Source organism: Acetomicrobium sp. S15 = DSM 107314 (assembly GCF_016125955.1).
Lineage (GTDB): Bacteria > Synergistota > Synergistia > Synergistales > Thermosynergistaceae > Thermosynergistes > Thermosynergistes pyruvativorans.
Genome location: NZ_JADEVE010000415.1, coordinates 133,928 through 145,710 on the forward strand (window position 1 = coordinate 133,928; position 11,783 = coordinate 145,710).

Consider the following 11,783-nt stretch of genomic DNA (forward strand, 5'->3'; position numbering starts at 1 on the left):
GGCAGCAACGGAAAGGCCAAGCCATTTGTGGTTGGCGATTCTTATAGAGCCTAACGCTGTCACATAGGCGATAAAGATCAGCCTTGCCATCGATGTCGCCAAAGCTATAGAATCCCTTTTATGAACCACTCCTTGGCGATGCATCATGGGTCATGCAAGGGCTATTATGGCAATATGGCTATATCTATATAAAGCGAAGCGTTGGAAGGGGTAGCATAAGTGTCGAAGGAAATAGAGTGCGAGAACGTGTCCAAAGTTAGCATGGGACAAAACCTTCTGGAGTATGGGTTTTTATGGGCTATATTTTTTGCCCCGTGGGGACCTGTGCCTCGATATTTCGGGTGGCTTTTGGCCTTCATCGGCCTGATCGTTATCAAGGTTAGGGGCGAAAACCTTAATCGATTATCCTTGGCCCCTCTGGACAAGGCGCTTTTTGCGTTCTTTCTCGCCTGGTCTTTCGTTGCAACCGTTGCCTTTCAAGGGGATCCGTATCTGTTTGGAAAGGGTTTCTCGCTTCCTTTGGAATTTGCCTTCGGCGTGTGGCTCGCTTTTTTCCTGCTCCAAGAGCCCAAAATTTTGAGGCGTTTCAGGACGACCGTTTGGGCTACCGCAATCGTCACCTTTGCTTGGACCATTCTGTGCTTTGCACTGACAGGTAATATGGAGGGCCCCTTTTCTCATCACAATACTATGGGAGCCCATGCGCTCTTCCTTCTATCGCCGACCTTGGCGTATTTTTTAGACGATGGGCTCTCTCCGCGGGAGATAACGCTGGCGTTTTTTGCCCTCTTGAGTTCGTGCGTAATGCTATTTTTAAGCTTCAGCTCGGGCGCTTGGGTTGGAGGGGCTGTGGTGCTGCTTTTTTCGTTTTTTCTTCTGCGTCGCGACGTACGCCTATGTTGGAGGCGGTTTTGTCTTTTGCTTTTATGTGGGGTGTCGTTGGTAAGCGTGTCTGTCCTGGTCGACAAAACGCTGGTGCAGCTTCTCTTTAGGGAATTGTCACAGCTTGCCTCTGCGGGCGACGTAGAAGCTTTTTCCAACAATAGATCTCTCCTGTGGCAGGCCGCATGGAATATGACGCAAGACAGCCCTATCTTGGGGCACGGCTGGAAAAGCTTTAAAGAGCTCTTCCCTGCCTTTGCCCCTGAAGGGTGGAAAGAAGGCGTGCCTTCAGCTCCGCATAATGGTTATTTCACCCTCCTCGTGAGCGGCGGTTTTCCCCTCTTGTTATCTTACCTTGCGCTTCAATGGCGGATGATAAAAAGCGCCTATCGTGCCTTTAAAAGCGGCATGCACAGGCATCATGCTGTTGCAGCCTTAAGCCTTGTTGTGGGGCAACTCGTGTATTCCATGGGGGGGAGCCACTTCGATGCCCGTCAGACCGTGGGCTGCATCGCCTGGGCCTTTATGGGGCTTGCCCTTGCCTTAGGCAGAAAATAACCCGGGTTCTACCATTTACAAAATCATGCAGGTGGTAATCCTTAGATTAAGGTTTGCCACAACCTAACCTGAGGCAAGTTAGGAACTAAGTGAGGGAATAATTGTATGATGAAGTTATTGTGAATATCCAAAAAGTTGAAGGCAAGAAGGGGATAAGGAAAGGAGTTATGGTAAATTTCAAAACCTGGGGACTTGCATTGATGACCGTTTGTGTTATCATAATGCGGCTGATGTGCGTATATACACGAAATCGGTTGCGCGCATCAGGCACTCGTCATAAGGGGTCCCATCGTCTAGTGGCCTAGGACACCGCCCTTTCAAGGCGGCGGCACGGGTTCGAATCCCGTTGGGACCGCCACTGTGCCGGTGTAGCTCAATCGGCAGAGCAGCGCACTCGTAATGCGCAGGTTGGCGGTTCAAGTCCGCCCGCCGGCTCCATAATGCGGTAAGGAGGCCACCATAGGTGGCCTTTTGTCATGTTTGGTCATGTATACAGCAGAATACGGTAGAATGTGCTTGGAGGTGTTTCATCAAATTGACAAAACCACGGCGCATCTTGTTTGCCAGACATGCCCAGACGGATTGGAACGACTTATCCCGCTATCAGGGGCGCACAGATGTCCCTTTGAACGTCGGAGGTCGTCGCCAAGCTGAGAATCTCGCCAGAAGGCTTGCCTATTGGAAGGCCGACCGAGTCTTTTCGAGCACACTGGTCCGCGCCAGGGAGACTGCCGAAATTGTTATGGAGAAGATGCCCGACCCTCCAGCTTTGGAGCTATTCGAAGACCTCGTGGAGCTCGATTTCGGCGAGTGGGAAGGCCTGTCCGTTTCTGAAGTGAGGCAGCGCTATGGGGAGCTTTACGAGCGGTGGAGAGACGACCCCGCCTCCGTCGATCCTCCCAAGGGAGAGTCCTTCGATGACATGATAAGGCGGGTGAATCGGGCCATATCTCCCATCCTGTCGTCCGACGCGGAGCGGGTGCTCGTGATCTGTCACGGCGGCACGATAAGGGCTGCCGTGGTGTCGCTGCTCGGCGCTCCTTCATCAATAGCCTGGCGCATTCGCATAGACAATTGTGCCCTCTTCGCCGTCGATATATTAGACGGCAGGCGCTCCTTGGCCTTTGCGAACGACGCATTGCATCTCTTCGTGGGCGATGCGCAAGCGGAGCAGATCCCGCTACTTCCGTAAAATGACTGAGTTTGTGCGCTTTCCCTGTTGTGGTATCATTACGGGGTTAAAATGGAAGAATTTCCGGACTTGCGAGAGGAGCGGCATTATGGCAAGAAATAGCTCCTCCCAGGGATTAGATCCGCAGGAGGAAGCAGAACTTTGGAGGCTTTGCCGGCAGGGCGACGAGGAGGCGAGGGAAGCCTTGATAGTCGCCTATCGTCCGCTCGTCTTTTGGTTGGCAAGGCGTTTTTCTTTGGACGACGGCACCGCTAAAGATTTGCTCCAAGAGGGTATGCTCGCCCTCATTAAAGCTGTCGATGCCTATGACGTCTCGCGCGGCAATAAGTTCACCACTTATGCCTTCTATCGCATCCGCGGGCATATGATAAACTTCCTCGAGAGGAGCGAAAAAAGAGCGCCGTGTCCTGTCGATGTGGAAGGGGAAATTGCTCAGCCTGGCGAGCAGGGCGCCGTCGAGTGGCATCTCCTATTGGAAGAGGCGATGGGTGTCCTCACCCTTAAGGAAAGGGACGTCATTCAGGCCCTGGTGGTAGAGGGCAAAAGAGCTGGCGATGTGGCAAGAGATGCTGCGATAGACGTCAGTCACGTATATCGCATACGACGCAAAGCGCTGGCCAGGTTGAGGACAGCTTTGGGTTTGTCCGCGCCACCGGGCGGGCAAAAGCGGGGATAAAAGCAAGAGAGGCATATTAATCGGTAAGCGGGGCGGGGGTAATCGTGGAAGGGCGCTTAAAGCGGATAGAACGGTGGGTAGAGCGGTGCATAGCTGCCTGGCGTGCCGGCAAGCCGGAGGCGGCTATGGCGGAGCTCGCGTGCGCTAAGGCAGAGCTCGACATGGCCGGCGAAGAGATGTGGCGCTTTTGCGCCTCGAAAGGTCACCACAGGAAGACTATTTCGCCATGGCGGCTCCTTCGACCGGCGGGAGTCCTCCTCGGCGTGGTTATCGTTTTAGCCACGGCTCTTCCGCTCTCCAACCTTCCACTTTCCAAAGATCAGGGAGGGCGCATCCAGCGCCTTGGCTTCGATGCTCCCGACCTTCGCTTGGAATTCGTGACCGAGGATGAAGGCAGGCTGTTAAACCTCCTCAGGGAGAGCCTTACTTCGACAAGAGAAGAGCAATTTGCCGATTTTCAAGTATCCGGATCTACTCTATCTCGGGACAAAAAGGCAGAAATGATGATGCCTTCGAGACCGGAAGCGTCATCGCGATCTGCCTCCGGTAACGGCGAGGCTCCCCTTTCTGCCGAAGCGTCCTCTGTGCCTTTAGAGGAGTTTCTCACCCTCGTGCAGATCGGTGAACGGGCACTGAGGGGTGAGGACTCGCCCATTATCTTTGAAAAACCTTGATCCTTCGGGAGAGTGATTGAGCGGTGAGGCACTTCGTTGTTATGATAGTTTTAGCGGTATTTTTGACCGTAGCAATTTGCGGAAGCTCAGCGGCGCAGCAGCCTGTGGTTGTAGAGCTTGCCGCGGAGGGAAACAAAGAGATAGCCTCGCAGTACGTCCTCGGTGTTGTCGGGACCAAGGTGGGGGATCGATTGAGCAGGGAGCAGATCGACAGGGACATAGAGGCTATCTACAACTTGGGTTTTTTTTCATACGTAGATGTCAGGTTGGAGACCAGGCCCGACGGCGTGAAGGTCGTCTATGTGGTGCAGGAAAATCCTCCGGTGAAGGAGATCAGGTTTGAGGGCAATTCGATATACAGCGACGAAGAGCTGATGAAAGAGGTCTTCACCGTCCCTGGAAGCATCTTCAATCGCGTCTTCTTCCGGCACGACTTGGAGCGCATTCAGAATAAATACAGGGAAGCTGGCTATGTCCTCGTGAGGATGCAGGATGTGCGCTTTGAAAACGGGATCGTCGAAGTGCAGATAGTGGAGCCCCGTGTGGGAGAGATCATAATACAGGGCAACACGAGGACCAAAACCAATGTGATCCGCAGGGAGATACCGATAAAGGAAGGCGATGTCTTCAACGCCACGTATATGCGCCACTCCCTCAACAAGCTCCAGAGGCTCGGGTATTTCGAAGACGTAAGTGTGGGTTTTGAGCCCACCGATAAGCCAGAAGTGATGAATATAGTCATAACCGTTACAGAGCAGAGAACAGGCCGCATAGGCGTCTCTATGGGCCACGGCTCGAGTAGCGGCTGGAGCGGCGGTCTTGTGTATGAAGACACAAACTGGCAGGGAAAAGGACACAAGGCTACCGTGGGCTTCGAGACGGGCGACCGCGAACAATATTGGATCTCCTACGAGGAGCCTTTTATGGACGAGCAGTATTATTCTTGGAAAGTCGGCGTTTACAAACATCAGTGGGAAGATATCAACTATGTCGACGACAGAGGCGACACGATCTTCGAATACGATGAGGACAGGACCGGCTATTACATCGGCGCCGGCAGAAAGTTCAAGCACGACCCCCGCATGAACTGGTATGTGACGCTCGATTGGCACGACTCTTCGGTAGACCCCACCTGGTGGCACTCCGAAGGGCCCGTAGACTATGAGGCTGTCAGGAACCTTTTGAGCAGCGGTAAGACTTTTTCCGTCTTGGGGACGGTTCAAAGGACAAACACGGACAGGTATCTGAGCTATCCCAAAGGCGACGTGGAAATTCTCAACATACAGCAGGCCATGAGCATAATGGGAAGCGACTGGGACTATACCAAATACTGGATAGAGGGGCGATATTATACACCACTTACCTTTCTGCAGGATATGTTCGGGGCGGAGCTCGGCACGAAGGATAACCCGGCGATACTGGCAGCTCGTGTGAGGGCTGGCTTTTCAAGCGGCACCCTTCCCTGGGCCGACCAGTATTTCTTGGGCGGGAACAAAGACCTGCGCGGCTACGAGGAAGATCAGTTCGAGGGGAGCGAGATGTTTCTGGCGAACGTGGAACTCAGAATCCCCATACAGGAGGCCGTTGGCTTCGTCATCTTCTACGATGTGGGCAACGCCTGGGGAGGCGTAAAATGGAAGCCGGAGAGCTATCAGGATGGAGTCCTAGTCCCTCCCCATATCGAAAGAGACAGCAGCAGTTTCAGCCTTTCTGACCTGCACGATGCTTGGGGCTTCGGTGTGCGCGTCAAAACTCCTTTGGGCAACATCCGCCTTGACGTCGCAGAGGGCGATTACGAGACCTTTACCCACTTCGGCTTCGGCGAGCTCTTCTGAATGAGATGCCGTATCGGAGATGCGCTGCCCTGTTGATCCTTTGCTTTTTTTTGGGCAAGGCAGAGGCCGCTTGTGAGCCCGTAGCGGTGGTTGGTCCGCCCGAGTGGTTGGCCAGTGCTGCTAAAGAAGCTCTTTCCGCCGTCTGGCGTGAGATGTCGCCTCGTTATTCCGAAGAGCAAAAGGTCAGGATGCTCTCCCTCGTGGCAGGGAGGCTTTTCGAAGGGTATGAGGCTTCCTCCGTCGAGGTTCAAGCGGGGGGGGTGCTCCTTTTCCTCACCCCCAGGGCGGCGTCCGATTGGCGGGTGCGCATCGTCCCGCCGCAGATGTCGCAAAGCCTTTCTCCCTGGTTTGAGGGAGACATAAAGGGGGTTGATTCCTCCATCTTAACTCTCCTCGAAGGCGTGCCCGTGGAAGCTTTGAGATGGGGCGATAGGGCCCTCCACGGGGAAGTGGCGCGCCTCTTGGGAGAGCGCCTTCCGGGATGGGAGCCGCACCTCTTGGTCAAGGCCGAAGAGAAGGCGGTGACCTTGGAAGTCTCCTTCTCTCCCCGCCCCCCGCTGGTCTTATTCGTGGAGCCGCGTATATTTTCTCGTTCCCTCCCCGTGTTTTTGATCTCAAACGTGAGGGAGGACGTCATCGAGACGCTCTCTCCTATCGTGGGGATGCCGCTGGAGTGGGTCTCCCTCCACGCCGCGGAGGTGGAGTCTTGGGCCAAGGAGACGCTCGAGGGGGAGAGAATCATCTCAGAGGCGCGGGGCGTCGCCGACGTGCGCTTTAAGCCGGAGCGCCTGAGCCGGCTCGAGGCGGATGTTGAAAGTAGCCGATATACGGCCTGGGTTTGGGCCGCCGCTTATGCCGGCACCGACGATCGTTATCCCGAAATCGGCCTTCACTTGGGGCGCAAGGCGCAACCCCTTTCCGGTTGGGATGTCGAACTATACGGCGAGTGGGTGCTTGAAGTTAACGATGCCGACCTCGAGAGTCGCTGGGGGCTGCGCTGGTCTCCATGGCTCAGGATATGGCTGGGCTACGAGGTGGCCTATCCGGGCGAAAAAGGGTGGGCGCGGTTATGGCTCGAGGGCGGCGTTAAAAGGCCCTATTTTTGGTGGCGTCGCAATGACGACGGTCAAGATAATTGGGGGTTAGGATATCGTATCACCGAGCATATAGCAATAGAGCTTCATTATGACGAAAGAGATAACGATTCCCTGAGCCTTAGGGCGTTGGGAAATCTGTAGGTGAGGCACCAATGACACTAATGAGCGATGAAGCAGTTTTTTCGCTGGAAGATATAGCTAAAGAAGTGGGCGGCTCTGTCAGGGGCAACCCAAGGCGGCTCGTTTCGGGCGTGACGTCTCCGTGGAGCGCCGACGCGAGCCGTATAACTCCAGTTTGGGAGAAGAAAGTGCTCGAGGGGCTTCCTGAAGACGTGCCGCTTTTGGCGCCTCCCGGATGGATAGAACCTGGCCGAGACGGGGTAGAGGTCCAAAACCCGAGGGGTGCCCTGGCGAAGCTGCTTACCCTCTTCTGTAAACCGAGGAGCTTTCCGCCGGGCATTCATCCCTCTGCGGTCGTTCATCCCGAAGCCTCGGTAGACCCTTATGTCCATATCGGGCCGCTCTGCGTAGTGGAATCCGGCGCGCATTTGTCTTCCGGTGCGGTCCTGGAGGCCCACGTCTTCGTGGGTGAAAACGTCAAAGTAGGAGAGGGAACGCGCATAGAGCCCATGGTCGTGATATATCGCGACACCGTAATAGGCAGGCGCTGCCTGATTCACGGCGGCAGCGTTATAGGGTGTGATGGGTTCGGATTTGAGAGCTTGAGCGAGGGCGGCCTCGCGAAGATCCCGCAGATCGGCAGGGTGGTCGTGGAGGACGATGTGGAGATAGGAGCTGCCGTCACCATAGACAGGGCTACGATGGGTGAGACGCTGATAGGCGCCGGCACAAAAATAGACGACCACGTGCACGTAGGGCACAACGCCAGGATCGGGCGCAACTGCGTGCTGGTGGCCATGACAGGGATCGGAGGCAGCGCCCATCTCGAAGACGGGGTAGTTATGGCAGCTCAAAGCGGCGTGAGGGATCATGCGCGCATCGGAAGGGATGCCAAAGTGGCTGCCAGGGCAGGCGTGACCAAAGATATTCCTCCCGGGAAGATCGTCTCTGGCTTCCCTGCCCGCGACCACAGAGAAGAGCTGAAAGTTCAGGCCATCCTTCACCGTTTGCCGGACCTCGTGAGCCTGCTCGACGATCTTAAAAAACGGGTCGATAAATTGTCGGAACAGGTGAAGGGCAATGACTCGTAGGGGTTTATCCCGCCCCGCAGAACTTTCCGGAGTTGGCCTGCACACGGGACGATTCTCCCGGTTGCGCCTCCTCCCTGCGGGCAAAAAAGGGCTTTGCTTTACCTTCGGAGACGAGAGCTTCCCCTTGGCGCAGGCGAAAGGTGAAAGCTCTGGCAGAGGGACAGACCTTCGCTTTCCCGGCGGTAAGGTCCTTCGCACGGCGGAACACCTGATGGCCGCCGTTTTCGGCATGGCCTTGGATGACCTCGAGATAGCCGTGGATGGAGAAGAGGTGCCGGCTGCGGACGGCAGTGCCCTCCCCTTCGTGGAGGCGATAGAATCCGCAGGCATAGTCGAAAGCGACGAGATCAGCGAGGCCTTTGCGATCTCCTTCCCTATAGGTGTGGATGATCCGCCTAAAGAGCGGTCGATCTGTGTCCTGCCGGGTGCAGCGCTGTTTTTGACCTATATCATCTCTTTCAACCATCCATCGGTGGGCGCGCAATACCTATCACTTGAGATCGACCCCGAGCGTTTCAAGCGCGAGATAGCGCCTGCGCGCACCTTCGCCTTCCTCGACGAAGTCGAGGGCTTGCGAAGGAGTGGTTTGGCCCGCGGCGGCTCGCTCGAAAACGCCGTAGTGATAGGTGATGATGGCATATTGAACAGAGGCGGCCTGCGCTTCCCCGACGAGTTCGTCCGCCACAAACTCCTCGACCTTTTGGGAGATTTGGCCACATTGGGGTGCCGCCTCGCAGGTCATGTGGTGGCATGCCGTGCTGGTCATGACCTTCATCTCGCCCTTGCAGACAGGATAGACCGAATCCGCCCGAGGGGGGATCTAACGTGATCGATATTCACAAAATCCTGGAGTCATTGCCGCACAGATATCCCTTTTTGCTCGTAGATCGCATATTAGACCTTCAGGAGGGCAAGATAATCGGGCTCAAAAACGTCACCATAGATGAGCCGTTCTTTCAAGGCCACTTCCCCGATGACCCGGTTATGCCGGGTGTGCTCGTGCTGGAGTCAATGGGGCAGGTGGCGGCGATGATGATAGTCCTGCGGCCCGAAATGGTGGGCAAGGTGACGTTTTTGACCGGTGTCGACGACGCGCGCTTCCGCAAGCCGGTCCGTCCCGGCGATCAGTTGATCACCGAAGCCGAGGTTTTGAAAATGCGCGGCAAGGTTGGCAAAGTAGCTGCCGTCGCCAAGGTTAACGGCGAGGTGGTGGCTGAAACCGTGTTCACGTTTGTGGTGGCGAAGAAGCTCGGTGAGCCGGAGTGAAGCGGATGATTCATCCTACGGCGATCGTTTCGCCCAAGGCCGAAATCGACGACGACGTATCCATCGGCCCCTACAGCATCGTGGGTGATCGCGTCCGCATAGGTGCGGGCTCCGTCATAGGGGCATATGTGCACATATCGGATTACGTCTCCTTGGGCCGGGGGTGCAGGTGTTTCGACCACGTGGTCTTGGGGATGGAGCCGCAGGATCTCGGTTTTCGCGGCGAGGAGAGCTGGGTGTGCGTGGACGACGACGCTACGTTGAGAGAGAACGTCACCGTCCACCGAGCCAGCGGCGAGGGAAATTGCACGCGCATCGGTTCAGGCGCTTATCTTATGGAAGGGGTCCACATCGGCCACAACGTCAAGGTGGGTCCTGGCGTGGTGGTGGCCAACAAAACCGGGTTCTCCGGCTATGTGGAGGTGGGGGAGAAGGCCGTCGTGAGCGGCCTTGTAGGCGTTCATCAGTTCGTCCGCATAGGCAGGTTCTGCATGGTGGGCGGCCTCGCCAAGGTCATAAAGGATATCCCACCTTACTCACTCGCTGACGGGCACCCGGCCCGCATCTACGGCATAAACGTCGTTGGATTGAAGCGAAACGGCTTTGACAGGGAAACTCGAAGCCACATAGCAGGTCTTTACCGCATCCTGTATCGCTCCGGCCTCGCGATGAAAGAGGCATTGCGCGAGCTCGCCGCTCGATACCCCGGCGACGAATTCCAAGAGGAGCTCACCCGTTTTATAACTTCATCGAAAAGGGGAGTGACGCCGTGGGGCGCCTCCTGTGAAAGGGATCGAGAGGATGATTAAACTCTTTGCTATGGACGTGGATGGGACGCTGACCGATGGCGGCGTCTACATGGACGGTCAGGGTGGCGAGTGGAAACGCTTCGACATCCAGGACGGCATGGGCATAGCGCGCCTGAAAGCAAGCGGCGTCGTCATAGCCTTCGTGAGCGGGCGCCCCTCGCCGGCCACGGACCAGAGGGCGAAGGACCTCGGCGTGGATCGCGTTTACAACGGCGTAGGCGAGAAACTCTCCATTTTGCAGAAACTCGCCCGCGAGCTCGATCTTTCGAAGGAAGAGGTGGCGTATATGGGTGACGACGTGAACGACTTGCCCCCTATAGAATGGGCCGGTTTGGGCATAGCTCCTGCCAACGCCATGCCCGAGGTCAAAGCCGTGTCGGATTGGGTGACGAACTCCTGCGGCGGTCATGGGGCCGTTCGCGAGGCTGCCGAGAGGATCTTGGAACTCAATGCATCAGTAGCGAAAGGGGAGTCGTCGCATTAAGATCCTGGACCGCTTCATCATAAACGAGCTGAAACCTCCCTTTTTTTTCGGCATCTTCGCCTTTTCGCTCCTCTTGGTGGCCGGAGACCTCCTTTTCGACCTGGCCGATCTCATCGTGGAGCGCGGCGTCCCTTTGTGGATCGTGACCAAGCTCTTCATTTACAGGTTGCCCAGCGTGGTAGTGCTCACCTTACCGATGGCCATGCTTCTGGCATCCATCTACTGCTTCTCGAAGCTGTCTTCCCAATCGGAGCTGGTGGCACTCAAGGCCTCCGGCGTGGCCTTCCAGCGCATCGTGCGCCCCCTCTTGATGGTCGCGCTAGTCGTAGGGTGCGCCGCCCTCCTTTTGAACGAGACGATAGTCCCGTTGGCCGATAGGGCTGCGGAGCACGTTTTGAGGTATGAAATTGCGCGCGAGCGCCCGTCCTTGCTGAGGGAAAGGTTGTTTTTGAGGGAAGAAAAAGCGGGAAGGCTCTCGCGGGTCATATACATAGAAAAACTCCTGCCTCGCAGTGGCCTTATGGAGGGCGTCTTGGTCCAGGAGTTCAACGAGGGTTCGCTGAAGCGCATCGTGCTGGCAGAAAAGGGGAGTTGGCAGGGCGGGGAGTGGTGGCTCGAAGGCGGCAGGGCCTTTGAGGTTTCATCCGACGGTCAAGTCTCGGGGTCTGCACAATTTGCGCGTCAGCGCCTTCCCTTGCCCCTTTCCCCGGCACAGGTCGAGCGCGCTGCTGCAGATCCCAAGAGGATGGGCGCTTTCGAGCTGCACAAATATATTGCCCTCGTAGAGGCGCAGGGTGCCGATGTGCGGCCCTTGCAGATGCTGCTTTACCTTCGCCTGGCGGTGCCCTGGGCCAGCGTGGTGTTGGCCATGGTGGGTTCGAGCATGGGAGTGCGCTCGCGGCGCGCCACCTCAGGGGTTGGTCTGGGAGTGAGCGTCATAGTCATCTTCTTCTATTACGTATTGATGTCGCTGTGTAAAGCCATGGGAGAGAGCGGGTATATGCCGCCACTTTTCGCCGCGTGGCTTCCCAATCTTCTTTTCTTTTTGATCGGCGGAGCGCTTATCAGGCGCGCCAATACGGCCTAAGGAGGCAATGGC

The 11,783-nt window shown here is 56.4% G+C and carries 12 protein-coding genes and 2 tRNA genes; all 14 read left to right on the plus strand.

The features are described from left to right. The first annotated feature begins 219 nt into the window (after positions 1-219). The gene (locus tag EZM41_RS14415) at positions 220-1,440 is read left to right on the plus strand and encodes an O-antigen ligase family protein (RefSeq protein ID WP_198471509.1); all 1,221 of its coding nucleotides are present in this window, start codon (positions 220-222) and stop codon (positions 1,438-1,440) included. Positions 1,441-1,722: 282 nt separating this feature from the next. Further along, positions 1,723-1,798, plus strand: a tRNA-Glu gene (locus EZM41_RS12650). Positions 1,799-1,802: 4 nt separating this feature from the next. Next, positions 1,803-1,878: transfer RNA gene (locus EZM41_RS12655), tRNA-Thr, on the plus strand. A gap of 97 nt (positions 1,879-1,975) precedes the next feature. Then, complete coding sequence (locus EZM41_RS12660; RefSeq protein ID WP_198471510.1) at positions 1,976-2,632, plus strand: histidine phosphatase family protein; 657 nt, start codon at positions 1,976-1,978, stop codon at positions 2,630-2,632. 88 nt (positions 2,633-2,720) lie between these two features. Beyond that, positions 2,721-3,308 carry a sigma-70 family RNA polymerase sigma factor gene (locus EZM41_RS12665; RefSeq protein WP_198471511.1) on the plus strand — a complete coding sequence of 196 codons (588 nt, stop codon included), beginning with the start codon at positions 2,721-2,723 and terminating at the stop codon, positions 3,306-3,308. Positions 3,309-3,352: 44 nt separating this feature from the next. Next, positions 3,353-3,982, plus strand: coding sequence for a hypothetical protein (locus EZM41_RS12670; RefSeq protein ID WP_198471513.1), 630 nt, complete (start codon positions 3,353-3,355; stop codon positions 3,980-3,982). A 23-nt stretch (positions 3,983-4,005) separates the two neighbouring features. Further along, positions 4,006-5,817, plus strand: a complete 1,812-nt coding sequence (locus EZM41_RS12675; RefSeq protein WP_342449330.1) for a BamA/OMP85 family outer membrane protein — start codon at positions 4,006-4,008, stop codon at positions 5,815-5,817. A 32-nt stretch (positions 5,818-5,849) separates the two neighbouring features. Then, the gene (locus EZM41_RS12680) at positions 5,850-7,055 is read left to right on the plus strand and encodes a hypothetical protein (RefSeq protein ID WP_198471515.1); all 1,206 of its coding nucleotides are present in this window, start codon (positions 5,850-5,852) and stop codon (positions 7,053-7,055) included. A gap of 11 nt (positions 7,056-7,066) precedes the next feature. Beyond that, entirely contained in the window at positions 7,067-8,125 is a 1,059-nt protein-coding gene (gene lpxD, locus EZM41_RS12685) for a UDP-3-O-(3-hydroxymyristoyl)glucosamine N-acyltransferase (protein WP_198471517.1), read from the plus strand. Further along, complete coding sequence (gene lpxC / locus EZM41_RS12690) at positions 8,115-8,954, plus strand: UDP-3-O-acyl-N-acetylglucosamine deacetylase (protein ID WP_198471519.1); 840 nt, start codon at positions 8,115-8,117, stop codon at positions 8,952-8,954. The genes lpxD and lpxC overlap by 11 nt, the downstream gene beginning before the upstream one ends. Continuing rightward, the gene (gene fabZ / locus EZM41_RS12695; RefSeq protein ID WP_198471521.1) at positions 8,951-9,391 is read left to right on the plus strand and encodes a 3-hydroxyacyl-ACP dehydratase FabZ; all 441 of its coding nucleotides are present in this window, start codon (positions 8,951-8,953) and stop codon (positions 9,389-9,391) included. Before lpxC ends, fabZ begins: the two co-directional genes overlap by 4 nt. Before the next feature lie 5 nt (positions 9,392-9,396). Then, positions 9,397-10,200, plus strand: a complete 804-nt coding sequence (gene lpxA / locus EZM41_RS12700; protein WP_232619377.1) for an acyl-ACP--UDP-N-acetylglucosamine O-acyltransferase — start codon at positions 9,397-9,399, stop codon at positions 10,198-10,200. Then, positions 10,193-10,684: a KdsC family phosphatase gene (locus tag EZM41_RS12705; protein WP_198471524.1), complete on the plus strand. Its 492-nt coding sequence runs from the start codon at positions 10,193-10,195 to the stop codon at positions 10,682-10,684. Before lpxA ends, EZM41_RS12705 begins: the two co-directional genes overlap by 8 nt. Before the next feature lie 19 nt (positions 10,685-10,703). Then, positions 10,704-11,771, plus strand: coding sequence for an LptF/LptG family permease (locus tag EZM41_RS12710; protein ID WP_342449337.1), 1,068 nt, complete (start codon positions 10,704-10,706; stop codon positions 11,769-11,771). Positions 11,772-11,783 lie beyond the last annotated feature (12 nt).

Excerpts from the sequence above, each read along its gene's own strand:
- EZM41_RS12705 (WP_198471524.1), top strand. The coding sequence starts at position 10,193 with ATGATTAAACTCTTTGCTATGGACGTGGATGGGACGCTGACCGATGGC.
- lpxC (WP_198471519.1), top strand. The coding sequence starts at position 8,115 with ATGACTCGTAGGGGTTTATCCCGCCCCGCAGAACTTTCCGGAGTTGGC.
- lpxA (WP_232619377.1), top strand. The coding sequence starts at position 9,397 with ATGATTCATCCTACGGCGATCGTTTCGCCCAAGGCCGAAATCGACGAC.
- EZM41_RS12665 (WP_198471511.1), top strand. The coding sequence starts at position 2,721 with ATGGCAAGAAATAGCTCCTCCCAGGGATTAGATCCGCAGGAGGAAGCA.
- lpxD (WP_198471517.1), top strand. The coding sequence starts at position 7,067 with ATGACACTAATGAGCGATGAAGCAGTTTTTTCGCTGGAAGATATAGCT.